24 protein-coding genes are annotated in these 22,741 nt (G+C 61.1%); 15 read left to right on the top strand and 9 right to left on the bottom strand.

Annotated elements, in window-relative coordinates; genetic code table 11:
* Positions 1 to 21: 21 nt before the first annotated feature.
* The 7 genes from GVL52_RS12940 to GVL52_RS12910 form a co-directional block, all read right to left on the bottom strand.
* Positions 22 to 579 carry a thioredoxin gene (locus GVL52_RS12940; RefSeq protein WP_160007643.1) on the bottom strand — a complete coding sequence of 186 codons (558 nt, stop codon included), beginning with the start codon at positions 577 to 579 and terminating at the stop codon, positions 22 to 24.
* Positions 580 to 752: 173 nt separating this feature from the next.
* Positions 753 to 1,544: a crotonase/enoyl-CoA hydratase family protein gene (locus tag GVL52_RS12935; RefSeq protein ID WP_160007641.1), complete on the bottom strand. Its 792-nt coding sequence runs from the start codon at positions 1,542 to 1,544 to the stop codon at positions 753 to 755.
* A complete protein-coding gene (locus GVL52_RS12930) occupies positions 1,537 to 2,421 on the bottom strand; it encodes a hydroxymethylglutaryl-CoA lyase (RefSeq protein ID WP_200847811.1) in 885 nt (294 codons plus the stop codon). Before GVL52_RS12930 ends, GVL52_RS12935 begins: the two co-directional genes overlap by 8 nt.
* 2 nt (positions 2,422 to 2,423) lie before the next feature.
* A complete protein-coding gene (locus tag GVL52_RS12925) occupies positions 2,424 to 4,409 on the bottom strand; it encodes an acetyl/propionyl/methylcrotonyl-CoA carboxylase subunit alpha (protein WP_160007637.1) in 1,986 nt (661 codons plus the stop codon).
* Positions 4,410 to 4,416: 7 nt separating this feature from the next.
* Positions 4,417 to 6,024, bottom strand: a complete 1,608-nt coding sequence (locus GVL52_RS12920) for a carboxyl transferase domain-containing protein (protein ID WP_160007635.1) — start codon at positions 6,022 to 6,024, stop codon at positions 4,417 to 4,419.
* A 37-nt stretch (positions 6,025 to 6,061) separates the two neighbouring features.
* Positions 6,062 to 7,225 carry an isovaleryl-CoA dehydrogenase gene (locus tag GVL52_RS12915; RefSeq protein WP_160007633.1) on the bottom strand — a complete coding sequence of 388 codons (1,164 nt, stop codon included), beginning with the start codon at positions 7,223 to 7,225 and terminating at the stop codon, positions 6,062 to 6,064.
* A 433-nt stretch (positions 7,226 to 7,658) separates the two neighbouring features.
* The gene (locus tag GVL52_RS12910; RefSeq protein WP_160007631.1) at positions 7,659 to 7,973 is read right to left on the bottom strand and encodes a DUF6074 family protein; all 315 of its coding nucleotides are present in this window, start codon (positions 7,971 to 7,973) and stop codon (positions 7,659 to 7,661) included.
* A 203-nt stretch (positions 7,974 to 8,176) separates the two neighbouring features.
* Here GVL52_RS12910 and GVL52_RS12905 point away from each other — a divergent pair, with 203 nt between their 5' ends.
* From GVL52_RS12905 to GVL52_RS12890, 4 genes are read left to right on the top strand one after another with little or no spacing between them, the layout of a single operon-like run.
* Entirely contained in the window at positions 8,177 to 8,812 is a 636-nt protein-coding gene (locus tag GVL52_RS12905; RefSeq protein WP_160007962.1) for a lysophospholipid acyltransferase family protein, read from the top strand.
* Positions 8,809 to 9,759 (top strand): phosphatidate cytidylyltransferase, encoded by a 951-nt coding sequence (locus GVL52_RS12900; protein WP_160007629.1) that lies wholly within the window; start codon positions 8,809 to 8,811, stop codon positions 9,757 to 9,759. The genes GVL52_RS12905 and GVL52_RS12900 overlap by 4 nt, the downstream gene beginning before the upstream one ends.
* Positions 9,756 to 10,148, top strand: a complete 393-nt coding sequence (locus GVL52_RS12895; protein ID WP_160007627.1) for a hypothetical protein — start codon at positions 9,756 to 9,758, stop codon at positions 10,146 to 10,148. The genes GVL52_RS12900 and GVL52_RS12895 overlap by 4 nt, the downstream gene beginning before the upstream one ends.
* On the top strand, positions 10,145 to 10,792 hold the full coding sequence (locus tag GVL52_RS12890; protein ID WP_160007625.1) for a CDP-alcohol phosphatidyltransferase family protein: 648 nt from the start codon (positions 10,145 to 10,147) through the stop codon (positions 10,790 to 10,792). Before GVL52_RS12895 ends, GVL52_RS12890 begins: the two co-directional genes overlap by 4 nt.
* 163 nt (positions 10,793 to 10,955) lie before the next feature.
* On the opposite strand, the gene GVL52_RS12885 is transcribed toward GVL52_RS12890, so the two are convergent.
* Positions 10,956 to 11,738 carry a class I SAM-dependent methyltransferase gene (locus GVL52_RS12885; RefSeq protein ID WP_160007623.1) on the bottom strand — a complete coding sequence of 261 codons (783 nt, stop codon included), beginning with the start codon at positions 11,736 to 11,738 and terminating at the stop codon, positions 10,956 to 10,958.
* Positions 11,739 to 12,091: 353 nt separating this feature from the next.
* On the opposite strand from GVL52_RS12885, the gene galE reads away from it, so the two are divergent.
* On the top strand, positions 12,092 to 13,075 hold the full coding sequence (gene galE, locus GVL52_RS12880; protein ID WP_160007621.1) for a UDP-glucose 4-epimerase GalE: 984 nt from the start codon (positions 12,092 to 12,094) through the stop codon (positions 13,073 to 13,075).
* A 12-nt stretch (positions 13,076 to 13,087) separates the two neighbouring features.
* Complete coding sequence (locus GVL52_RS12875; RefSeq protein WP_160007619.1) at positions 13,088 to 14,608, top strand: alkaline phosphatase family protein; 1,521 nt, start codon at positions 13,088 to 13,090, stop codon at positions 14,606 to 14,608.
* A gap of 6 nt (positions 14,609 to 14,614) precedes the next feature.
* Here the strand turns inward: GVL52_RS12875 and GVL52_RS12870 are convergent, their stop codons facing one another.
* A complete protein-coding gene (locus GVL52_RS12870) occupies positions 14,615 to 15,124 on the bottom strand; it encodes a DUF1993 family protein (protein ID WP_160007617.1) in 510 nt (169 codons plus the stop codon).
* 274 nt (positions 15,125 to 15,398) lie between these two features.
* Here GVL52_RS12870 and GVL52_RS12865 point away from each other — a divergent pair, with 274 nt between their 5' ends.
* The 9 genes from GVL52_RS12865 to GVL52_RS12830 all read left to right on the top strand — a co-directional run bounded on the left by GVL52_RS12865 (position 15,399) and on the right by GVL52_RS12830 (position 22,630).
* Positions 15,399 to 16,457 carry a dipeptidase gene (locus GVL52_RS12865; RefSeq protein WP_160007615.1) on the top strand — a complete coding sequence of 353 codons (1,059 nt, stop codon included), beginning with the start codon at positions 15,399 to 15,401 and terminating at the stop codon, positions 16,455 to 16,457.
* A 52-nt stretch (positions 16,458 to 16,509) separates the two neighbouring features.
* On the top strand, positions 16,510 to 18,153 hold the full coding sequence (locus GVL52_RS12860) for an ABC transporter substrate-binding protein (protein WP_160007613.1): 1,644 nt from the start codon (positions 16,510 to 16,512) through the stop codon (positions 18,151 to 18,153).
* 18 nt (positions 18,154 to 18,171) lie between these two features.
* Positions 18,172 to 19,239 carry an ABC transporter permease gene (locus GVL52_RS12855; protein ID WP_160007611.1) on the top strand — a complete coding sequence of 356 codons (1,068 nt, stop codon included), beginning with the start codon at positions 18,172 to 18,174 and terminating at the stop codon, positions 19,237 to 19,239.
* Positions 19,236 to 20,171 carry an ABC transporter permease gene (locus tag GVL52_RS12850; RefSeq protein WP_160007609.1) on the top strand — a complete coding sequence of 312 codons (936 nt, stop codon included), beginning with the start codon at positions 19,236 to 19,238 and terminating at the stop codon, positions 20,169 to 20,171. Before GVL52_RS12855 ends, GVL52_RS12850 begins: the two co-directional genes overlap by 4 nt.
* On the top strand, positions 20,168 to 21,001 hold the full coding sequence (locus GVL52_RS12845) for an ABC transporter ATP-binding protein (RefSeq protein WP_160007607.1): 834 nt from the start codon (positions 20,168 to 20,170) through the stop codon (positions 20,999 to 21,001). The genes GVL52_RS12850 and GVL52_RS12845 overlap by 4 nt, the downstream gene beginning before the upstream one ends.
* A complete protein-coding gene (locus GVL52_RS12840; RefSeq protein ID WP_160007605.1) occupies positions 20,998 to 21,747 on the top strand; it encodes an ABC transporter ATP-binding protein in 750 nt (249 codons plus the stop codon). Before GVL52_RS12845 ends, GVL52_RS12840 begins: the two co-directional genes overlap by 4 nt.
* A gap of 161 nt (positions 21,748 to 21,908) precedes the next feature.
* A complete protein-coding gene (locus GVL52_RS12835) occupies positions 21,909 to 22,091 on the top strand; it encodes a hypothetical protein (protein ID WP_160007603.1) in 183 nt (60 codons plus the stop codon).
* 122 nt (positions 22,092 to 22,213) lie between these two features.
* The gene (locus GVL52_RS30395; RefSeq protein WP_200847810.1) at positions 22,214 to 22,378 is read left to right on the top strand and encodes a hypothetical protein; all 165 of its coding nucleotides are present in this window, start codon (positions 22,214 to 22,216) and stop codon (positions 22,376 to 22,378) included.
* An 87-nt stretch (positions 22,379 to 22,465) separates the two neighbouring features.
* Positions 22,466 to 22,630 (top strand): DUF1328 domain-containing protein, encoded by a 165-nt coding sequence (locus GVL52_RS12830; RefSeq protein WP_160007601.1) that lies wholly within the window; start codon positions 22,466 to 22,468, stop codon positions 22,628 to 22,630.
* Positions 22,631 to 22,741 lie beyond the last annotated feature (111 nt).

The following is a 22,741-nucleotide window of genomic DNA, read 5'->3' as shown; positions in this document are numbered from 1 at the left end:
GCCAGGCTGGAGAGCATCGCACTACTTCAGCAGCCGCGCCGCCCAGGCCGAGACGTCATCGCCGCTGCTCATGTCAGCCTGCACCAGGCCGTCGATCATGAAGGTCGGTGAGACGTGGATGCCGTTCTGGCGCGCATATTTGCAGTGCCATTTCATCTCGCGGTCGAGATCAAATATCGCGAATGCGCTCTTGAGCGCAACGCCGCTATACCCTTCCAGGCGCGCGATGATGTCGTTGGGCGTTACATCCATGTTCGGACCGCCCGCATGGTGCGCAAATTCGAACTCTTCCCGGTGCGCGGCAACGGCGGCCATTACGGCCTTGGCCGTATCCTTGCCACCTTCCAGCGTCGAAGCCGCCAGAATGCAGCGAACAATGACGCCGGAAAACAGATGCCAGGGCTGCGACTGCAACCGGATTTTGATGGTGATCTTGCCATCCCCAGCCTCGGCAAGCAGCGCATCGAGTTTGTTGAAGGCCCGGACCGAGTAGGGACACGTCGGCTCCAGGAAGACCTCGAATATGCGCGAACCAGTTCCCCAGACGAGGGGATCTGCGCGCCAGCCTTGTTTCGTCATTCGATTTCCTTTTCGATACCATCCGCCGTCCAGATCAAAGCTGCACCCCTGTCTGCAGCGCAATCCGATGCAAGACTATGCGTTGGAATCTAATCTGAATCGTTGACGCTCCGAAGTCCAGACCCCTGCAACCGCCCAACCGGTTCGCTGCCGATACGACATCCTCAAGCACGCTAACTTTCAGGCAAGGACCAGTTCGGCTTGCGCTTCCCAAAGAACGCATCGATGCCCTCTCTCGCCTCCGGGGTCTCCCAGCTATCGGCGAGCTGCCGCACGACCGCGTCGATCACCGCATCCGAGATCGGTGTTTCCAGCGACCGCACCAGCGCCTTGGCGCGCGACGCCGCCTGTGGCGAAGCGGCGAGAAACGCCTCGATTTCTGCTTCGACTGCTGTATCGAGATCGACCGCCGGGACCACGCATCCGACCAGACCGATGGCCCCTGCATGCGCTGCATCGAAGGTTTTTCCAGACAGGAACAACGGCCTTGCAGCGGCCGTGCCGATACGGGCAACGACAAAGGGGCTGATCGTTGCCGGGATCAGGCCGAGGCGAACCTCCGTCAGCCCGAAACGCACCGTATCGGCCGCCACCGCCAGATCGCAGACGCTGATCAATCCGATGCCGCCACCGAAGCAGTTGCCGTGCACGCGCGCCATCAATGGTTTCGGCAGGTCGTTCAGCGCCTTGAACATCATCGCAAGGCGGCGCGCCTCGACCATTCTCTCGCGGCGCCCGGCGTTAAACTGCGCGCGCATCCACCCCAGATCGCCGCCGGCACAGAAGCTGTCGCCGTCTGCGCGGAGAATGACGAGACGGACGCGATCGTCCCGTCCCAGCCGGTCAGCCGCCGTCGTCAGTTCCTCGATCATGTCCGCTGAGATCGCATTGTGCTTCTGCGGGCGCGCCAGCCGCAACTCCGCAACGCCGCGCTGATCGATCGATATGCGCAGCGTCTCACTCATCGCTGGCGCCTCTCAGGCTGATGGCAAAGGCAGCGGCCGCTTCCAGTTTGTCGGTCTGCAGACCCGTCCGGTAGCCTTTGCGCGCTAGATACTGCGCCACGCTGAGCGTATCGACATTGCCCTTGGCGCCCGGGGCGTAGGGACAGCCGCCAAGCCCGCCCACCGAGGCATCGAACACGCGAAGGCCATGGGCTAGCGACACCCCGATATTGTCGAGTGCCCACCCGTCGGTATCGTGAAAATGGCCCGCCAACATCGTCGCCGGCGCCGACGAAAGGACCGTCACCAGCATGCGATCGACCATCTCCGGCGTGCCGCGGCCGATCGTATCGCCGAGGCTGATCTCATAGCATCCAAGCGCGTGCAACTGCTCGACCACATCGGCGACCACACCGGGTGCGACCGCGCCCTCATAGGGACATTCGACGACACAGCTGACATAGCCGCGCATCGGCACACCGCGGGCGCGGCTTGCGTCTGCTACCGGTCGAAAACGCTCGATGCTTTCTGCGATGCTGCAATTGATATTCTGCCGCGAGAAGCTCTCGGAAGCGGAGGCGAATATGGCAACCTCGTCGGCGCCTGCTGCCATCGCCGCCTCGAAGCCCTGGATATTGGGCGTCAGCACCGCGTATCGCACGCCGGGCCGCCGGTAGATCCCGGCCATCACGCCGGCCGCATCCGCCAGTTGCGGCACCCGTTTGGGGCTGACGAAGCTGGTCACCTCGATCCGCTCGAAGCCGCATTCGGAAATCATGTCGACCAAAGCGATTTTCTTTTCCGTCGCAATCAGCGCCGCTTCGTTCTGCAGGCCATCGCGCGGCGCCACTTCGACGATGGATACGTCGCGCGGCAAGAGTGATTGTCCGACCGCCATCGTCACGCCTCCACCGGCTTGAGGATAACCAGCAAGGCGCCTTCATCGACCTGCTGCCCCTCCGTCACCTCGATGGCCTCGATCACGCCATCGCGGGGGGCCACTAGCGTGAGCTCCATCTTCATGGCTTCCATGACGACCAGCGGCGCATTCCGGAGAACCGTATCACCCGCCTGTGTCCTGACAATCTTGACGAAACCCGGCATAGGCGCCATCAGCCGGCTGCCGGCGCTTGTTTCCTCCGTAGCGACATTCAGCGGGTCAGGCAGATGAAAGACATAGGTTCGGCTGTCCACCCGCAGCATCAGGCGGTCCGGCATGTGGTTTGCCGTCACCTCGACCTGCCGGCCATCGACCTCTGCCCGGCACCCACCCTCTACCCGGCTAACAATCTTCACGGGAATGACCCGCCGCCCGTCATGCACCGCGAAGAAATCAAAACCTCTTGCGGCGATCCGCAGGCTAGCGCTGCCGCCGTCATGTTCCAGGGTAACGATGCGCTGCATGTCGCTCCACAACTGCCAATGCCCGAGCGTCTCCCAGGGATTGCTGCCGCGATGTCGATCAAGCGCGCCGAGCGAAAGAACGGCGGCGATCGCGATGGCCGTGTCCGCGGGCGGGGCAAACGCTGTCAGGAGATCGATGTTACGGTCGATCAGCCCGGTATCAGGATGGCCGGCAACGAACTCGTCCTGAACGCTCAAGCGTGCCAGAAAATCAAGGTTTGTCGTGAGGCCGGTGATATCGGACGCCCTGAGCGCCTTGGTCAGACGCGACAATGCCGCGGCACGGTTCGGACCGTGCACGGTCAGCTTGGCAATCAGCGGGTCGTAGTGAGTGGAGATCGTATCACCGGAGCGCACGCCGGCATCGATGCGAACGCCGTCGCCAGGAAAATGCATCTGCGCTATCGTTCCCGCCGCCGGCATAAACGCCTTGGCGACATCTTCGGCATAGACCCGCGCCTCGAACGCCCAGCCATCTATCTCAAGTTCCGACTGCTTCTTCGGCAGCGGCTCGCCAGCGGCAATGCGCAGCTGCCACTCGACCAGATCGACACCGGTGATCGCCTCGGTGATGGGGTGCTCGACCTGCAGCCGCGTGTTCATTTCCATGAAATAGAAGCGGTCCGGCAGAAGCCCGTTCGAGACATCGACAATGAACTCGACGGTGCCGGCGCCGCGATAACCGATGGTGCGGGCAGCGCGCACGGCGGCGTCCCCCATCGCCCGCCGCATCTCTGCTGTCATTCCCGGTGCCGGCGCTTCCTCGATCACCTTCTGGTGGCGGCGCTGCAGCGAGCAATCGCGCTCGAACAGGTGAACGACGTTGCCATGCCGGTCGCCAAATATCTGTACCTCGATATGCCGCGGCTGCAGCAGGCAGCGCTCCAGCAACACGCCGTCGTCGCCGAAGGCAGCCCGCGCCTCGCGCCGCGCCGCATCGAGCGCGTCGGCGAAATCCTCCTCGCTCTCGACCCGCCGCATCCCCCTGCCACCACCGCCCGCGCGCGCCTTGATCAGGATGGGATAGCCGATCAGGGTCGCCTGGTCGGCCAGAAAGCCGCCGTCCCGCTCGTCGCCGTGATAGCCCGGAACAACGGGCACGCCCGACTGCTCCATCAGCGCCTTGGCGGCATCTTTCAACCCCATCGCCCGGATCGACGCCGGTTGCGGCCCGATGAAGACAAAACCGGCAGCCTCCACCGCTTCCGCAAAATCGGCATTCTCGGAGAGAAACCCGTAGCCCGGGTGAATCGCATCCGCTCCGGTGCGCTGGGCAGCGGCGATTATACGCTCGATCGAAAGATAGCTTTCCTGCGCCGCCGCAGGACCAAGGCGAACGGCCTCGTCGGCCATATTGACGTGCAATGCGCCGACATCCGCATCCGAGTAGACCGCAACGGTCGATATGCCCATTCGCCGCGCGGTTCGGATGATCCGGCAAGCGATCTCGCCACGGTTTGCAATCAGGATCTTCTGAAACATCGCCGCCTCACATCCGAAACAGGCCGAACCGAGTATTCTCGATCGGTGCGTTCAACGACACCGCCAGTGAAAGCCCGAGCACATCCCTGGATTTCGCCGGATCGATGATTCCATCGTCCCAAAGCCGCGCGGAGGCATAGAGCGGGTGGCTTTGCCGCTCGAACAGATCGAGCACCGGCTGCCGGAAGCCTGCCTCATCCTCCGGTGTCCACGGCGTTCCGGCCCGCGACAGCGCCTCGCCGCGCACCGTTGCCAGCACGCCTGCCGCCTGCTCGCCGCCCATCACCGAGATGCGGCTGTTCGGCCAGGTCCACAGGAAACGCGGCGAGAAGGCGCGACCGGCCATTCCGTAATTGCCGGCGCCGAACGAGCCGCCCACCAGCATCGTCACCTTCGGCACCGAGGTCGTCGCCACCGCCGTCACCAGCTTGGCGCCGTGCTTGGCTATGCCCTCGGTCTCGTATTTGCGGCCCACCATAAAGCCGGTGATGTTCTGCAGGAAAACCAGCGGGATCTTCCGCTGCGAGCAGAGCTCGACGAAATGCGCGCCCTTCAGTGCCGATTCCGAAAACAGCACCCCGTTGTTGGCGACGATACCGACCGGCATGCCGTGCAGATGCGCGAAGCCGCAGACCAGCGTCGGTCCATAGCGGGCTTTGAACTCGTCGAAGCGCGAACCATCGACGATGCGGGCAATCACCTCGCGGACATCGTAGGGATGCCTGAGATCGGACGAAACGATCCCGGCAATCTCGGCAGGATCGTAGATCGGTGGCTCCGCCGGCCTTGCCGCCGCAGACGATGCTTTGCCGCGGTTCAGATTGGCGACCGCTTGCCGGGCCAGCGCTAGCGCATGCGCATCGTCGCGTGCCAGATGGTCGGCAACGCCGGATAGCCGGGTATGGACATCGCCGCCGCCGAGATCCTCAGCCGACACCACCTCCCCCGTTGCCGCTTTCACCAAGGGTGGCCCGGCCAGAAAGATGGTTCCCTGTCCTTCGACGATGATCGCTTCGTCCGACATCGCCGGCACATAGGCCCCGCCTGCGGTACAGGAGCCCATGACCACCGCAATTTGCGGAATCCCTGCCGCGGACATGGTTGCCTGATTGAAGAAGATACGGCCGAAGTGATCGCGATCCGGAAACACCTCGTCCTGGTTCGGCAGATTGGTGCCGCCGGAATCGACCAGATAGATGCAGGGCAGATTGTTCTGCGCGGCGATCTCCTGCGCCCGCAGATGCTTCTTGACCGTCATCGGATAATAGGTCCCGCCTTTGACGGTGGCATCGTTGCAAACGATCATGCAATCGCAGCCGGCAATGCGGCCGATCCCGGTGATCAGGCCGGCGGACGGCGCGTCATTGTTGTAGAGACCGTGCGCTGCCGTCAGCCCGACCTCGAGAAACGGGGTCGCCGGATCGATCAGCGCCGCGATGCGATCCCGCGGTAGCATCTTGCCGCGGCTGACATGTCGTTCGCGCTGGGCCGCCCCCCCGCCATGCATGGCAGCGACGGCAGCGTCCTCCACCACCCGCAACGCATCGGCCATTGCGACGCGATTGCTCCTGAAGCTTTCCGAATGCGTCGAAATATGCGACTTCAGAACCGTCATTTGTCACCCAAGGCTGGTTGCAGATGAACTTTCTCGGTCAGGCTGTCTCGGCAAAAATTTCCCGGCCAATCAGCATGCGTCTGATCTCAGATGTGCCGGCGCCGATTTCATAAAGTTTTGCATCACGCAGCAGCCGTGCTGCCGGATAATCATTGGTATAGCCATTGCCGCCGAGGACCTGGATCGTTTCCAGAGCCATCAGCGTCGCCTTTTCCGCAGCGTAGAGAATGCAGCCTGCCGCATCCTTGCGACTTGCCTCGCCACGATCGCAGGCGGCGGCGACCGCATAGACATAGGCGCGCGCCGTATTCATCGTAACATACATGTCGGCAAGCTTGCCCTGCATCAACTGAAATTCGCCAATCGCCTGGCCGAACTGCTGTCTCTCGTGAAGGTAGGGGACGACGACATCCATGCAAGCATCCATGATGCCAAGCGGACCGGCCGCCAGCACCACCCGCTCGTAATCGAGCCCAGACATCAGCACCCGCACCCCGCCACCGGGTTTGCCGAGGATATTCGCCTCGGGAACCTCGCAGTCTGAAAAGACCAACTCGCAGGTATTGGAACCACGCATTCCAAGCTTGTCGAGCTTCGGGCCCGTCGAGAAACCTTTAAAACCCTTCTCCACGAGAAAAGCCGTGATCCCCTTCGGCCCGGCTTCAGGATCCGTCTTGGCATACACGACCAGCACATCGGCATCGGGACCGTTGGTGATCCACATCTTGGTACCGTTGAGGATATAGTGATCGCCTCGCTTGTCAGCGCGAAGCTTCATCGACACCACATCCGAACCTGCCGATGCTTCCGACATCGCAAGAGCACCGACATGCTCGCCGGAAATGAGCTTGGGAAGATAGCGGGATTTCTGCTCGGTTGTGCCGTTGCGACTGATCTGGTTGACGCAGAGATTGGAATGGGCGCCGTAACTGAGGCCAACGGAAGCGGATGCGCGGCTGATTTCCTGCATCGCCAGGCAATGCGCGAGGTAGCCGAGACCCGCCCCGCCATATGCGTCCTCGGCAGTGATACCGAGCAGCCCCATACCGCCCATCGCCCGCCAGAGCGACGTTGGAAAGCTGTTGCTTGAATCGGTTTCACCGGCAAGCGGCGCGATCCGGTCCATCGCGAAACGACGGACGCCGGTGCGCAACGCTTCGATCTCATCCGAAAACCCGAAATTCAGCCCCCCGGCATACATGTGCTTCCTCCCTCTGCCCGCCACAACAAGCGGCATCCGCGACGCCTGCTCCCGTCTCAAGCCTGTTGCGATGCTCCTCCACGAAGCCACGAATGCACCGGCAGGCCGCCGGCGCGGGCCGTTCGAAAGCTGTCATGACATGTCAGCCGTATCGGCGCAGCAACCGCAAGGCCGTTGCCAGGGCAAGCGTCGTCGCGCGACGCATTGTCTTCCTGCATCTGCTCTCCTCCCAAGACAGCATCACGGCAGTATCGTCGCGCGTGTATCCTCTCGGATCACCTGCGCGACGCAAAGACACTACCACCTGGCAACCGGAGTTTCCGAACCAAGAAGGACTATCTGTTGCAGGAAAGGAAAAAAATCGAGCACCGACGCGACATTTTCATTCGAAAATGACGTCTGTGCTCGAGGAAGTGGTAAGCCGCCGGTTAGACTAGCGCTTCAGCGCGCGACCGCTGCGGCTCTGGGAAATGGCGCGCGACTGGGAACGCTGCATCAGCGCCTGCTGAACCTCGGCCTGAAAAATCATCACCTGCTCGCGCACGTCATCCTCGGAAATGCCAAGCGATGTCAGCTCATTGGCCAGACGCCGGCATTCGGTCTTCCAATATTGAACGGCATCGGCACCGTGGAGACGCTCGAGTTCGGCCGCGCTGCGATCGATATCGCCAGCACGCGAGGCCACAGGAAAAAGCACTATTTCACTTGTGGTCATGGCCTTCAAACTCTTGCTGGTGTTTACCGACATCGATTCGTTCCGTTGTGTTCGACATCATTCCTACCGAAGCATAGTTAACGTTTTCCTCCCTCCCTCAGCCAGCTTGTGCCGGGCCTGCTCGGGCCGACATCTACAGCTCCCTGAAAACCGGGGGGCTTTTGATCGGCTGCGAACAAGGCTACACATTGAGTATCTGCGTGGGGCGGATAGGGGGAACCAGTTTGCTGCGAAAGATGCTCGCGACACCTGTGGCGACGGCGATCGTTCTGTTCGCACGCGCCATCACCGCCGTGCGGGCAATCTGGCCGAGCCAAGGCGTCCCATCCGAGCCCTGCATCTATTTCGCCAACCACTCCAGTCATGGCGACTTCATCCTGGTCTGGGCCGTGCTGCCGCCGCGGCTGCGCCAATCGGCCCGCCCCGTTGCCGGTGCGGAATACTGGCTGAAATCGCCGATCAGCCGCTTCATCGGCCGCGATGTGTTCGACGCTGTTCTGATCGAGCGCGAGCGTGACAGGCGAACCAGCGACCCGATCGAAATCATGGCCAGCGCCCTGGATGCCGGCTCCTCGCTGATCCTCTTCCCGGAGGGCACTCGCAACCAGACGGATGCATCGTTGCTGCCCTTCAAGAGCGGCGTCTTCCATCTCGCATCGGCGCGGCCGAACGTTCGCCTCGTGCCGGTGTGGATCAACAACCTCAACCGCGTCATGCCCAAGGGCGAAATCGTCCCGATCCCGCTGATCTGCACGGTGACCTTCGGCGAACCGATGCAGATGCACATGGGCGAGGACAAGCAGGTCTTTCTCGACCGGGCAAGGACTGCACTTCTCGACCTATCCCCCAAACAGGCAGGCGGTAGCGAATGAGCGCGGCCAACTCCGATCTCTGGACCCTTGTGCTCGGCATCCTCGCGGTTCTCCTCCTGGCATCCGTGATCGGCTACATCCTGGAACGGCGACTATCGCCGGATGGTTCGAACGCCTCGATCGAAAATCTCAACGCGCGCATCAAGGCATGGTGGGTGATGGTGATCCTGATCGGCATCGCCTTCCTGGCCGGCCGGATCGGTGTGCTCGTCCTCTTCGGCTTCTGCTCCTTCGCAGCGCTTCGAGAGTTCATCACACTGACCCACACCAAGCGTGCCGATCACTGGGCGCTTGCCACCGCCTTCTTCATCGTGCTGCCGCTACAATATTTTCTGCTCTGGGCAGAGCAATACGGCATCTTCTCGATCTTTATCCCTGTTTATGCCTTCCTGCTGATGCCGATCATCTCGGTGCTGCGCGGCGACACCGAGCGCTTTCTCGACCGGATCGCCGAAGTGCAATGGGCGTTGATGATCTGCGTCTTCTGCGCTTCGCACGTACCGGCCCTGCTGACGCTCCATATTCCGGGCTATGAAGGCCGCAATGTCCTGCTGATCGCCTTCCTGGTCATCATCGTGCAGCTGAGCGATGTTCTCCAATATGTCTGGGGCAAGCTGTTCGGCCGCACCAAGATTGCCCCGAAGCTGTCGCCCTCCAAGACCGTCGAAGGCTTTGTCGGCGGCGTTGCCAGCGCCACACTGATCGGCGCAGGCCTCTGGTGGATCACGCCGTTCACGCCATTCCAGGCGGGCCTGCTCGCCTTCATCATCACCATGATGGGCTTCTTCGGTGGCCTCGTGATGTCGGCGATCAAGCGCGACCGCGGCGTCAAGGACTGGGGCAACCTCATCGAAGGGCATGGCGGACTGATCGACCGGCTGGATTCGGTCGTGTTTTCAGCGCCGATCTTCTTCCATCTCGTCCGCTACTGGTGGACGGCGGCATGAAAACCCGGCTGCAGCGCTTGGCAGGCAGCAGCATCACGCATGTCGCATTCGCTTTCATCGCGATGGGCAGCTGGGCCGTGTTTGCGAACCGCGTTTATCCGTTGCCCCGAGCCCTGCTGGCAGGCCTCGTCCAGGGCACCTTGTCTGCCTGCCTGACGCTATTCCTGAAAACGGCCGTCGAACGGCTTTCGGCGCGCTTTTGCGGACCAACGGCACTCTGGGCTCCACCGCTCCTCGCCTGCATCGCCTCAAGCGCCATCCTGGCGACAATTCATGCCTTGAGCGGCACACCTGAGATTGCGAAGACGATCGCGCTGCCTTTGGCCGTTTCCACCAGCTACGCGGCAATCTACAATTATTCTCTGTACCGGAAGGGAGATCGGGCATGATTGAATCCGGCGACCGCAGGCCACTGGCAAGCCGCAACACGCGTTGGGCGCGTTCGATCGCCCAATGGCTGGCATCGAAATCCGTCACGCCCAATCACATATCGCAGGCAAGCATGGTCGCCGCTGCACTGGCCGGCGCCGCCTTCTTTCTGTCGGGACAAGGCACCGGCTGGGGTAGGGTGGTTTTCCTCTTGCTGGCCGCCGCCTTTTGCCAGTTGCGGCTGCTTTGCAATCTCTTTGACGGCATGGTCGCGGTCGAAGGCGGAAAAGGCGCTGCCGACGGACCTTTCTGGAACGAATTTCCTGATCGCGTCGCCGACATTCTCATCCTCGTCGGGGCAGGGGCCGGCATCGGCTTGCCGGGTCTTGGCTGGGCAGCTGCATCGTTCGCCGTGCTGACGGCTTATGTTCGCGAACTCGGCCGCGCCGCCGGCCAGCCGAGTGACTTTTCCGGCCCGATGGCCAAGCAGCATCGCATGGCAACGATCACGGTCGCCGCTGCGTTCTCGATATTCGAGCCGCTATGGAACGGACGCAATGAGATCCTGACTGTTGCTCTATGGGTGATCGCAATCGGCACCGCGCTGACGGCGCTTCGCCGTGGCCGCACACTTGTCCAACGTCTGAACGGCAACAGGCCCTAGCTGTTTGCGCCAGGCGTACCCAAATGACCGAATCTGCGCTTGCGGAAACATAAGGCATCCATAGAACAACCGCGTCGCTTCTTGTTTTCCCCGAAGCGACCTTGGACTAGCCTCGCTTCGGCGAGGCACTTTTCCGCCTTTGCTGATGACCATCGCAACCGGTCTAGCGATAAGCTCTCTCCGCGAAAATGCTCATGCCACTGCGAACCAGCAGTTGATGGACAAGCCGCCGCCGCATCGGATTTTCCAGCCGCGTCGCCTTTGAACCGAGGAACTCGGTTTCGACGTGACCGAACGCCGAAAGATCCGCCGATGCAGCGATCGCGGCAGAATAGCCGGCGTGAAACGCTTGGCGGCAGACATAAGTCTTATATTTGGTGATGCAGAAGACCGCATATGCGCCTTCCTGCTCACGCAGGAAATCACCGACGCCAACCGTCACTTCCGGCCAGGTGGGATTGAATGTGTCGTCGAATGCAATGATCCCGTGGTCGGCAAGCGTATCCGCGGCCAGATGCGTATCGGAGATCACATGGTGAAGCATGTGGCCTCCGTCGATGCTGAAGAAACGGACAAGCCCGGCCTTGGCTGAGATATCTGCCGCCTTCAACAGCGTGCTGTCGCCTTTGATGACCAGATTTTCCTGGACCGGAAGACCAAGACGCCGGCCGTTCTCGACAAACTTCAGGTATTGTTCGCTTCCTTTGGAAGCGCTGTCGATGTCGAACAGATCGATGGCAACGATCCGCTCCTGGTCGCCGCAGATGCGCCTGAAGAGAAAATAGGAGCGCCCATAGTAGACGCCGATTTCGGCGACGGTACCTTCAAAGCCCACGGAAGCCTGATACTGCAGGAGGGCAAGAAAAACGAGCGCATCCGGAGGATCTATATATCCCTCGATCGTTTGAAGATCGTGAAAGATGAACTTCAGAATATTTGCGTCCATGCGTGGTTATTTTCCAAGTCTTTGCTGCGTTCTATTCACAGTGATTTGCCAGATCCGACGTGAAAGAAAAGCATAGACCATGCATGAAAGCTAAAATAAGGCAGTATCTTTGATGAGATCATTTCCTATCCATGATGCATCCAGCAAGATATTCTCATGGAAGCAATATTTCGTTATGCGACTCCTGCAGATATAAGACAATTGGCGATCGTCGTACTTGTGGCACGGCAATTCGCTAATTGCGTTGGCGATAAGATGCAATCAAAGCCGCCGGCCATCCATTTCCTTCTTTTTATCGCCATCCGGTTGGCCTAACTCTATCGTCATCGATTCCAAACTACAGAAGGTGGTGCATGGCAGGTGAAACGGTTCTCGTCGTGGGTGGTGCCGGATATATCGGCTCGCATACGTGTCTCGATCTCGCGAACAAGGGCTTCAAGCCCGTCGTTTTCGACAACTTCTCAAATGGCCACCGCGAGTTCGTGCAATGGGGCCCGGCAGAAGAAGGCGACATCAAGGACCGCGCGCGGCTGGACGAGGTTCTGGCCAAGCACAAGCCCGCAGCCATCCTGCATTTCGCGGCCCTGATCGAAGTTGGCGAATCGGTGAAGGACCCGGTCGCCTTTTATGAGAACAACGTTATCGGCACGCTGACCCTGCTGGCCGCCGCACAGGCAGCCGGCATCAAGGCCTTCGTCTTCTCCTCCACCTGCGCGACCTATGGCCTGCCGCAGAGCGTACCGCTGGACGAAACACACCGGCAGGTGCCGATCAATCCCTACGGCCAGACCAAGTATATCGTCGAGCAGGCGCTCGCCGACTACGACAAGTACACAGGCTTCCGCTCGGTGGTGCTGCGCTACTTCAACGCCGCCGGTGCCGACTTCGAAGGCCGCATCGGCGAGTGGCACCAGCCTGAAACCCATGCCATCCCGCTTGCGATCGACGCCGCCCTTGGCCGGCGCGAGGGCTTCAAGGTGTTCGGCAGCGACTACGAGACGCGTGACGGCACCTGCGTGCGCGATTACATCCATGTCCTCGACCTTGCCGACGCCCATGTACGCGCCGTTGAATATCTTCTGCGGGGCGGGGAGTCCGTCGCTCTCAATCTCGGCACCGGCACCGGCACCACGGTCAAGGAACTGCTATCGACCATCGAGGACGTCTCGGCAAAGCCATTCCCGGTCGAATATGTCGGTCGCCGCGAGGGTGATTCGCACACACTCGTTGCCAACAACGACAAGGCCCGCGAAGTTCTTGGCTGGGTGCCGCAGCATGATCTTTCCCAGATCATCAGCTCGGCATGGAACTGGCACTCGAAATCCAACCATCACTGAGCGACGGAACCTATGCCGGGGAAACCGAACATCCTCCTGATCACCGCGGACCAGTGGCGCGGTGATTGCCTCTCAGCGGTCGGCCATCCCTGCGTCACGACGCCGAATGTCGATGCGCTGGCCTCCGAAGGCACGCTATTTGCCCGCCACTATGCCGGTGCTGCGCCCTGTTCGCCGGCGCGCGCCACGCTATACACCGGCCTCTACCAGATGAACCACCGGGTCTGCCGCAACGGCTCGCCGCTGGATGCCCGCTTCGACAACCTTGCCCTGGCGGCTCGGCGCGCCGGCTACGAACCGACATTGTTCGGCTACACGGATACCGCGCCCGACCCGCGTGGCCTCGATCCCAACGACCCGCACCTGGCCACTTATGAGGGCCTGCTGCCGGGCTTCACCGCCAGACAATTGTTGCCCGAGCATGAAAAGCAGTGGCTGTCCTGGTTGCGCGCTCGCGGCCATGAAAACGCCACCAGCCGGGATATCCACACGCCCGTCGGCGCGGAGCCCGGCAAGATCTCCAATGCACCGACCGCCTATTCGAAGGACGAAACGCAAACGGCTTTCCTGACGGGCGAATTCATCCGCTGGCTCGGCGAGCAGGATTCGCCATGGTTCGCGCATGTGTCCTTCCTTCGTCCGCATCCGCCATTTTCAGCCCCGGCCCCGTTCAACGATATGGTCGCACCGGCCGATGGCCCTCGATTCGCGCGTGCAGAAAGTCGTGAGGCCGAGGCGCAGTCGCATCCCTATGTCTCCTATGCCATGCCTTCGAACGACAAGCGCAGCTTCATCCACGGCGCGACCGGCCCGGTGAGCGACTGGAGTGCCGACGACATCTCCGCCATCCGCGCCATCTACTATGGAATGATCGCCGAGGTGGACGCCCAGCTTGGCCGGATCTGGCAGGCGCTGAAGGAAGCCGGCGCCTGGGAAGACACCGTCATCGTCTTCACCTCTGACCATGCAGAGATGGCTGGCGATCACTGGACGTTCGGAAAGGGCGGCTTCTTCGACGGGAGCTACCATATCCCGCTGATCATCCGCGATCCGCAATCGTCGTCACACGGAACGACCGCGCAGCAGTTCACCAGTGCCGCGGATATTTTTCCGACGCTCTGCGATCGCCTGAACATCGAACCGGGCAACGGGCTCGATGGCCGGTCTCTGCTGCCGTTCACGCAGGGCATCAAGCCAGCGAACTGGCGGGATGCAGTATTCTGGGAGTTCGACTTCCGCGATATCGCCAATCAACGAGCCGAACGCCATTTCGGCCTGCGATCAAACGCATGCAATCTCGCCGTTATCAGGGATGAGAACTTCAAATTCGTGCATTTTAACGGGCTGCCGCCGCTGCTCTTCAATCTGAAGAACGACCCGATGGAGCTTCAAAACATCGCTGAGGAGCCGGCGCACGCATCAACCCGGCTTGCCTATGCGGAGAAGCTGCTGTCTCTGCGCGCACGCCATCTCGACCAGACGCTTGCCTATACCGAACTGACGGAAAAAGGGCCGGTGCGTTACCGGCCCTGAAGAGCCTCAGGAAAAGCTGCCGAGATAATCCAGCTTGCCGACCGGCGCACCCCGATTGCGCAGGATCGCGTGCGCCATCGAAACGTGGAAATAGAAATTCGGCAGCGCGAAGTTCATCACATAGTCGTCACCGCGGAACACCACCTTGTTGCCGCCGGACGAAATGATCACCTCGCGCGTCTCGGCATTCTCAAATGCCTCTGTTGCAACGGTCGCCAGATAGGCTTCCGTCTTCGCCACCCGTGCGCGAAGCTCGGCAATCGTCGTCTCGTTGTCCTCGAATTTCGGAGCCTCGGACCCGGTCAGCCGCGCAACGGCGAGCTTGGCGCTGTCGGTCGCACGCTGGTACTGGCCGGACAACGGCAGCATATCGGGTGCCAGCCGCGTCGCGACCAGTTCCACCGGATCGATCGCTTTCTCGGCGGCAAATTTCTCGGCCTTGTCGAGATAAGCACTCAACGTGGTCAAGCCACGCTGAAACACAGGAACTGTCAGGCGATACATTGAAATAGACATCACGCTCTCCACCAGAGGCAACCGATCGGCTGCCTTTTCTGCGGCATGATATAGTCAGCACAAAAGCTGTTTTCATCGGGCCGGGCCGCTTCGGCTGCGTTTATTGCCAAAGCGCATTGGCTCGTCAACGGCCGGGAATTGCAGACGCGTTAACCACCCGGCTGCAATCAGAAATATTCTCAAAAAAGGGGTGGCGTATTTTCCCAGCCTTTCTATTCTGCCCGCTTCATATCGCCCGCCCGTGCTCACAGGAACCGGGCTCACAGGAACTGACATGCAATTCGTATTCGACGGTCACAACGACGTTCTTCTCCGGCTTTGGTCAAATGAGCGGGAGGGCGGCGATCCCGTCGCCGAGTTCGCAAACGGAATTGAGACGGGCCACATCGACGCGCCCCGCGCCAAGGCTGGCGGTCTCGTTGGCGGCCTCTGCGCGATCTACATCCCGTCGGGCGATCTGGTCTTCGCCGATCCCGACAAGAACGGCCACTACCTCACCGCGCTCGCAGCCCCGCTCGATCCGCTGCCATCGCTGCGGATCGCCAATGAAATGGCCGCCATCGCCCTTCGGCTTGATCGCGCCGGCGCCTGGCGGCTTTGCCGGACGGTGAAGGATATTCGCAAGGCCATATCAGACGGCGTGTTCGCCGCTGTCATGCACATGGAAGGCTGCGAAGCGATTGGCGCTGATCTGGCGGCACTCGAAGTCTTCTACGCGGCCGGCCTGCGTTCGCTCGGCCCGGTCTGGAGCCGGCACAATATCTTCGGCCATGGCGTTCCTTTCGCGTTTCCGATGTCGCCGGACACCGGTCTTGGCCTGACCGACGCCGGCTTCGAACTGGTGCGCGAGTGCAACCGCCTCGGCATCATGCTCGATCTCGCTCACATCACCGAGAAGGGCTTCTGGGACGTGGCCAGGACCACCGATCAGCCGCTGGTCGCAAGCCACTCCAACGCCCACGCACTGACAGCCGTAGCGCGCAACCTGACCGACAAGCAGCTCGACGCGATCAAGGAAAGCCGCGGCCTCGTCGGCCTGAACTACGCGACGGCCATGCTGCGCGACGACGCCCGCTCCGATGGCAACACGCCGCTGAGCGACATGATCCGCCATATCGATTACCTCGTGGAACGCGTCGGCATCGATTGCGTGGCGCTTGGATCGGATTTCGATGGCGCTACCATCCCTGACGAGATCGGCGACGCTGCCGGCAACCAGAAGCTGATTGATGCACTTCGAGGTGCTGGATATGGTGGCGCGGATCTTGAAAAAATGGCCAGCGAAAACTGGCTTCGAATCCTGTCTTCGGCGTGGGGAGAAGAGGGCGCCTGAGACTGCTGACGTGCTTCGATCAAATTCAAAAAATGAACAGGGGACCAGAATTATGACGATGAATAAATTTAACCGCAATTTCCGCGCGCTCTCTGCCGGCGCCGCAATTTCCATCCTGATGATGGCAGCACCTGCCGCCTTCGCTGAAACCCCGAAGGACACGCTCGTCGAAGGCTTCGCCATCGACGACATCATCACCATGGACCCGGGCGAAGCCTTCGAGCTGTCGACCGCCGAAGTCACCAGCAACACCTACAGCCTGCTCGTGCGCCTCGACATGACCGACACGTCGAAGGTCAAGGGTGACCTCGCCGACAGCTGGACGGTGTCCGACGACGGCCTGACCTATACCTTCAAGCTGAAGTCCGGCATGAAGTTCGCCTCCGGCAACCCGATCACCGCCGAAGACGTCGCATGGTCGTTTGAGCGTGCCGTCAAGCTCGACAAGAGCCCGGCCTTCATCATCACCCAGTTCGGCATCACCGGCGACAATGTCACCGAAAAGGCCAAGGCAACCGACGAAAGCACCTTCACCTTCACGGTCGACAAGCCTTACGCGCCGAGCTTCGTGCTGAACTGCCTGACGGCAACGGTCGCTTCCGTCGTCGACAAGAAGCTGGTTCTCGACCACGTCAAGCCGGTGACGCCATCTGCCGACTACAAGTACGACAATGATTTCGGCAATGAATGGCTGAAGACCGGCTATGCCGGCTCCGGCGCCTTCAAGCTGCGCGAATGGCGCGCCAACGAAGTGGTCGTGCTCGAGCGCAACGACAACTACTATGGCGACAAGGCCAAACTCAACCGCGTCATCTACCGCTTCATGAAGGAAAGCTCGGCCCAGCGCCTGGCGCTTGAAGCCGGCGATATCGACATTGCCCGCAACCTCGAGCCCGGCGACCTCGACGCCGTTGCCAAGAATGCCGATCTCGCCAGCGAAAGCGCGCCGAAGGGCACCGTCTACTTCATCAGCCTCAACTCCAAGAACGAGAACCTGAAGAAGCCGGAAGTCCAGGAAGCCTTCAAATACCTGGTCGATTACGACGCGATCGGCGCAACGCTGATCAAGGGCATCGGCGAGATCCACCAGACCTTCCTGCCGAAGGGCCAGCTCGGCGCACTCGACGAGAACCCCTACAAGCTCGACGTTGCCAAGGCCAAGGAACTGCTCGCCAAGGCAGGCCTGAAGGACGGCTTCTCTGTCACCATCGACGTCCGTAACACCCAGCCGGTGACCGGCATTGCCGAATCCATCCAGCAGTCGGTCGCACAGGCCGGCATCAAGATGGACATCATCCCGGGCGACGGCAAGCAGACGCTGACCAAGTTCCGCGCCCGCACGCACGATATCTACATCGGCCAGTGGGGCTCGGACTATTTCGACCCGAACTCCAATGCCGACACCTTCACCAGCAACCCCGACAACTCGGACGCCGGCACGGTGAAGACACTCGCATGGCGCAACACCTTCGAAGCGCCTGAGCTGGACAAGGAAGCCAAGGCTGCCCTGCTTGAGCGTGACAGTGCCAAGCGTGCGGCGATGTACCAGGACATTCAGAAGAAGTACCTGGCCAACAGCCCGTTCGTGTTCATCTTCCAGCAGACCGAAGTCGCCGGCTACCGCAAGGGTGTGACCAACTTCAAGCTCGGGCCGAGCTTCGACACCAACTATGTCGGCACGATCGGCAAGGAATGATCCGGCAGGATTGATAGATTGAGCATCGTCGAAACAAAGACGGAAGCACGGCCGAAACCCGGCCGTGCTCTTCCTTTCGCCAAGGCTGTCGGCCGCTTCATCATTGCCGCCGTCACAACCTATCTCGGCCTCCTGGCCGTGACATTCTTCATCGGCCGCGTCGTGCCCATCGATCCGGTTCTCGCCATCCTCGGCGACCGCGCGCCGGCCCATGTGGTTGAACGCGTGCGCCGTGAAATGGGCTTCGATCTGCCGCTCTACGAGCAGTTCTACCTCTACCTCAAAGGCATTTTCGCCGGCGATTTCGGCACCTCGGTACTGACCACCAATCCTGTGATGGTCGATATCAAGCGCGTCTTCCCGGCAACCATCGAGCTTGCCACACTCGGCACCATCATCGGCTCGGTGATCGGCGTACCGCTGGGCGTGCTTGCGGCCGTCAAGCGCGGCAGCTTCGTCGACCAGATCGTCCGCGTCATCGGCCTGATCGGCTATTCCGTGCCGATCTTCTGGCTGTCGCTGATCTCGCTGGTCATCTTCTATGCCAAGCTGCGCTGGGTGGCTTTCCCCGGCCGCATCGACATCGTTTTCGAGTACAGCTTCACACCGGTCACCGGCTTCTACCTGCTCGACAGTGCCATGCAGGGGCAGTGGGACGTGTTCTACGACGTCTTCCGCCACATCATCCTGCCGGCCTCGTTGCTCGGCTACTTCTCGCTCGCCTATATCAGCCGCATGACCCGCAGCTTCATGCTGAACGAACTCAGCCAGGAATATGTGGTCGCCGCCCGCGCCAAGGGCCTGTCGGAAACGCGCGTCATCTGGGGCCACGCGCTACGCAACGCCGCCGTGCCGCTGGTCACCGTCATCGCGCTCTCCTATGCCGGCCTGCTCGAAGGCTCGGTTCTGACCGAGACGGTCTTCTCCTGGCCCGGCATCGGCCTCTACATCACCAATTCGCTGCAGAATGCCGACATGAACGCCGTTCTCGGTGGCACCATCGTCATCGGCACCGTCTTCATCGGCATCAACCTCTTGTCTGATCTTCTTTATCGGACCCTCGATCCCAGGACCCGGAGCCGATGAGCATTCAAGCAGACCCCACAGCCCCGATGAGCCGCCGCGATTGGCTGCTCTCCGATCGGCCGCAATCGCGCACCCAGGCCCGTCTCGGCCGCGCCTATGTCACCTGGCGGCAGTTTACCGCCAATCGCCTCGCCGTCGTCGGCCTCGTCATCATCATCGCCTTGCTGCTGATGGCAGCCTTCGCCGATGTGCTGGCAACCCATTCTCCCGTCATCGGTGACCTCCGCAATTCACGGCTGCTGCCGCCCGGCAGCGAAGGCTTCATCCTCGGCACCGACGACCAGGGCCGCGATATCTTCTCGCGTCTGATCTACGGCTCGCGGCTGACGCTGATGGTCGTGGTGCTGGTGGCGGTCATCTCCGCACCGATCGGCCTGCTGGTCGGCACGGTCTCCGGCTATGCCGGCGGCTGGGTCGATGCCGTGCTGATGCGCATCACCGATATCTTCCTCGCCTTCCCGAAGCTGGTGCTGGCACTTGCCTTCGTTGCCGCACTCGGCCCCGGTATCCAGAACGCCATCATCGCCATCGCCATCACATCCTGGCCGCCCTACGCCCGCATCGCCCGCGCAGAGACGCTGACGGTACGTCGTTCCGACTATATCTCTGCCGTGAGACTGATGGGCGCCTCGCCGCTCCGCATCGTCGTGCGCCACGTCATGCCGCTCTGCATCTCCTCGCTGATCGTGCGCGTCACGCTCGACATGGCCGGCATCATCCTGACGGCCGCCGGCCTCGGCTTCCTTGGCCTTGGTGCCCAGCCACCGCTGCCGGAATGGGGCGCGATGATTGCCTCGGGTCGTCGCTTCATCCTCGATCAATGGTGGGTTGCCGCCATGCCCGGCATCGCCATCCTCGTTGTCAGCCTCGGCTTCAACCTGCTCGGCGATGGCCTTCGTGACGCGCTCGACCCGAAGGAGAGCGGACAATGACCGATCTCCTGACCGTCAAGAACCTCAAGGTCAGCTATCCCACCCGAACCGGCGTCATCGAGGCGGTGCGCGGCGTCTCCTTCACGCTCGGCAAGGAACGTCTCGGCATCGTCGGCGAATCCGGCTCAGGAAAATCCCAGACCGGCCGCGCCATCATGGGCCTCACCCCCGGCCACGGCGTCGTCACCGCCGATACGCTTGATTTCAACGGCATGGACCTGCTGTCTGCCTCGCCCAAGCAGCGACGGCTGCTGCGCGGCAAACGGATTGCCATGGTCCTGCAGGACCCGAAATATTCGCTCGATCCGGTCATGACCATCGGCAAGCAGATCTGCGAAACCTTGCGCACCCACGAGAAGATCGGCAAGGGCGAGGCCCGCGACCGGGCGCTCGCCATGCTGGAAGCCGTACAGATCCGCGAGCCGCAACGCGTCTTCGATCTCTATCCGCATGAAGTCTCCGGCGGCATGGGGCAGCGCGCCATGATCGCCATGATGCTGATCGCCGATCCGGAACTGCTGATCGCCGACGAGCCGACCTCCGCACTCGACGTCACCGTCCAGCTCGATGTGCTGCGCATCATGGACCGGCTGGTCTCCGATCGCGGCATGGGGCTGATCTTTGTCTCCCACGACCTGCGCCTCGTCTCCTCCTTCTGCGACCGCGTCATCGTCATGTATGCCGGCAAGGTCGTCGAGGAACTGAAGGCTTCCGAGCTGAAAAACGCACAGCATCCTTACACGCAAGGGCTCTTGAACTGCATGCCGCTGATCGGTGAAAACAGGCACCCGCTGCCGGTGCTGGATCGCAAGCCGGAGTGGGCGCTATGAGTGCTGCACTCTCCATCGACAACATCACCGTCATCTACGACCACTTCCACGCGCTGAAGGACGTCAGCGTCGAGATCGCCGAGGGCCAGTCCTTCGGCCTCGTCGGCGAATCCGGCTCAGGAAAATCGACCCTGTTGCGCGCCGTCGCTGGGCTCGCACCGGTGAAGAGCGGAGGCATCAGCATCCATGGCGAACAATTGACGGGCTCGAAGCGCAGCAAGGCCTTCTACCGCAAGGTCCAGATGGTTTTTCAGGATCCCTACGGCTCGCTGCACCCGCGCCAGACCATCGACCGCCTGCTGCTGGAACCGCTGGCAATCCACGGCATCTCGGATGGTGAAACACGCATCGCTCGCGCGCTGGACGAGGTCGGTCTCGGCAACGGTTTCCGTTTCCGCTATCCGCACCAGCTTTCCGGCGGCCAGCGCCAGCGCGTGGCCATCGCCCGCGCACTGATCGTTGAACCTGCAATCCTCCTGCTCGACGAGCCCACCTCGGCGCTCGATGCCTCCGTGCAGGCCGAAGTGCTGAACCTCCTGGAGCAGGTGCGGCGCGATCGAAAGCTGACATTCGTCATGGTCAGCCATGATCTCGGTGTCATCACCCATATGTGCGAGAACCTCGCCGTGATGCGCAACGGGGCCGTCGTTGAACGTCTGACCGCCTCCGAGCTCGCCAGGGCCGAGGTTCACGAGGACTACACGAGAAGTTTAATGATCGCCAGCAAGGGCTTCGTGAAAGCCTGAACGGCCAGCCTTTTCAAGCTATTGAAACTTTTAACAATCGGCGGAGCGTTAACAATAACGCTCCGTTAAAACACGACCAATCGACTAGACTATTGACAGCTGCCTTGCTTCTGTCATGATCCTGTTAACGTCTGTTAGCTTTCGTGATCATGGAGATGAGCATGTTCTTTCTCGGCGGCATGACCATGGGTTACTTCGCTCCTCCGGCAAAGTCCGCGAAGCGCGCAAGTGCATTGTTCAAAATGGCAAAGCGGAATCGCAAGGCCGAAGCCAAGAAAAATACCCCCTACAAGGATAGCGCCGTCGAGCGCTCGCTGATCTGGGCTTGGCACACGATCTGTTAGCTCGGACGGCAGCATGGATTTTCTCACCAGAACGCATCTGGTGGAATTTTATCTCTACCAACCAGATAGACTATATAAGAAACTAAGCTCCATAGAAGAGCAACAAACAGGCGGAGGCAAACATGGCAGACTTGGGTATCTCGCATACTCATGCGGACCAGTACGGTTCTGCACGATCGAAGAAGCCGGCGACGGCCCGTAGCCGTATTCATCTCGCCGTCAATGCAGCGCTGGTTGTCGCTGCGTTCGTATTCCTGGCCGCCGTGGTCTGCGGGATCATCGGATAGGTTGTCGAGACAGCCATTCTCCACCAGGACGGAACAAATGTGGCGAGCCGCCGTTATCTGGTCAGCAACGACCAAGGAGATGGCACAATGCTTTACTACGCACTCGTATTTCTTGTGGTGGCGCTGATCGCAGGTGTTCTGGGGTTTGGCGGCATCGCCGGCGCTTCGGCATCGATCGCCCAGGTTCTGTTCTTTATCTTCCTCGTGCTTTTTGTTGTGTCGCTTGTGGCGCGCTTGCTGCGCCGCGCTTAAATCCAACAAAATCAAACAAATCCGGCGTCCGAAAGGCGCCGGATTTTTCGTGCGCGCACGGCATGTCGAAACATCTTGACTTGAATTGTCGCAATAGTGTCCAACTTTCCC

The sequence above is a fragment of the Rhizobium sp. 18055 genome (genome assembly GCF_902706285.1).
Lineage (GTDB): Bacteria > Pseudomonadota > Alphaproteobacteria > Rhizobiales > Rhizobiaceae > Rhizobium.
The sequence above is the reverse complement of the archived record's forward strand: the minus strand, read 5'-3'. Positions and strand labels throughout refer to the sequence as shown.

What these genes read in the sequence shown, in the direction of transcription:
- GVL52_RS12875 (WP_160007619.1), top strand. Translation starts at nt 13,088, where the DNA reads ATGCCGGGGAAACCGAACATCCTCCTGATCACCGCGGACCAGTGGCGC.
- GVL52_RS30395 (WP_200847810.1), top strand. Translation starts at nt 22,214, where the DNA reads ATGGCAGACTTGGGTATCTCGCATACTCATGCGGACCAGTACGGTTCT.
- GVL52_RS12865 (WP_160007615.1), top strand. Translation starts at nt 15,399, where the DNA reads ATGCAATTCGTATTCGACGGTCACAACGACGTTCTTCTCCGGCTTTGG.
- GVL52_RS12890 (WP_160007625.1), top strand. Translation starts at nt 10,145, where the DNA reads ATGATTGAATCCGGCGACCGCAGGCCACTGGCAAGCCGCAACACGCGT.
- GVL52_RS12900 (WP_160007629.1), top strand. Translation starts at nt 8,809, where the DNA reads ATGAGCGCGGCCAACTCCGATCTCTGGACCCTTGTGCTCGGCATCCTC.
- galE (WP_160007621.1), top strand. Translation starts at nt 12,092, where the DNA reads ATGGCAGGTGAAACGGTTCTCGTCGTGGGTGGTGCCGGATATATCGGC.
- GVL52_RS12920 (WP_160007635.1), bottom strand. Translation starts at nt 6,024, where the DNA reads ATGACGGTTCTGAAGTCGCATATTTCGACGCATTCGGAAAGCTTCAGG.
- GVL52_RS12895 (WP_160007627.1), top strand. Translation starts at nt 9,756, where the DNA reads ATGAAAACCCGGCTGCAGCGCTTGGCAGGCAGCAGCATCACGCATGTC.
- GVL52_RS12870 (WP_160007617.1), bottom strand. Translation starts at nt 15,124, where the DNA reads ATGTCTATTTCAATGTATCGCCTGACAGTTCCTGTGTTTCAGCGTGGC.
- GVL52_RS12885 (WP_160007623.1), bottom strand. Translation starts at nt 11,738, where the DNA reads ATGGACGCAAATATTCTGAAGTTCATCTTTCACGATCTTCAAACGATC.
- GVL52_RS12835 (WP_160007603.1), top strand. Translation starts at nt 21,909, where the DNA reads ATGTTCTTTCTCGGCGGCATGACCATGGGTTACTTCGCTCCTCCGGCA.
- GVL52_RS12915 (WP_160007633.1), bottom strand. Translation starts at nt 7,225, where the DNA reads ATGTATGCCGGGGGGCTGAATTTCGGGTTTTCGGATGAGATCGAAGCG.
- GVL52_RS12930 (WP_200847811.1), bottom strand. Translation starts at nt 2,421, where the DNA reads ATGGCGGTCGGACAATCACTCTTGCCGCGCGACGTATCCATCGTCGAA.
- GVL52_RS12905 (WP_160007962.1), top strand. Translation starts at nt 8,177, where the DNA reads ATGCTCGCGACACCTGTGGCGACGGCGATCGTTCTGTTCGCACGCGCC.
- GVL52_RS12940 (WP_160007643.1), bottom strand. Translation starts at nt 579, where the DNA reads ATGACGAAACAAGGCTGGCGCGCAGATCCCCTCGTCTGGGGAACTGGT.
- GVL52_RS12925 (WP_160007637.1), bottom strand. Translation starts at nt 4,409, where the DNA reads ATGTTTCAGAAGATCCTGATTGCAAACCGTGGCGAGATCGCTTGCCGG.
- GVL52_RS12910 (WP_160007631.1), bottom strand. Translation starts at nt 7,973, where the DNA reads ATGTCGGTAAACACCAGCAAGAGTTTGAAGGCCATGACCACAAGTGAA.
- GVL52_RS12845 (WP_160007607.1), top strand. Translation starts at nt 20,168, where the DNA reads ATGACCGATCTCCTGACCGTCAAGAACCTCAAGGTCAGCTATCCCACC.
- GVL52_RS12935 (WP_160007641.1), bottom strand. Translation starts at nt 1,544, where the DNA reads ATGAGTGAGACGCTGCGCATATCGATCGATCAGCGCGGCGTTGCGGAG.
- GVL52_RS12850 (WP_160007609.1), top strand. Translation starts at nt 19,236, where the DNA reads ATGAGCATTCAAGCAGACCCCACAGCCCCGATGAGCCGCCGCGATTGG.
- GVL52_RS12860 (WP_160007613.1), top strand. Translation starts at nt 16,510, where the DNA reads ATGACGATGAATAAATTTAACCGCAATTTCCGCGCGCTCTCTGCCGGC.
- GVL52_RS12840 (WP_160007605.1), top strand. Translation starts at nt 20,998, where the DNA reads ATGAGTGCTGCACTCTCCATCGACAACATCACCGTCATCTACGACCAC.
- GVL52_RS12830 (WP_160007601.1), top strand. Translation starts at nt 22,466, where the DNA reads ATGCTTTACTACGCACTCGTATTTCTTGTGGTGGCGCTGATCGCAGGT.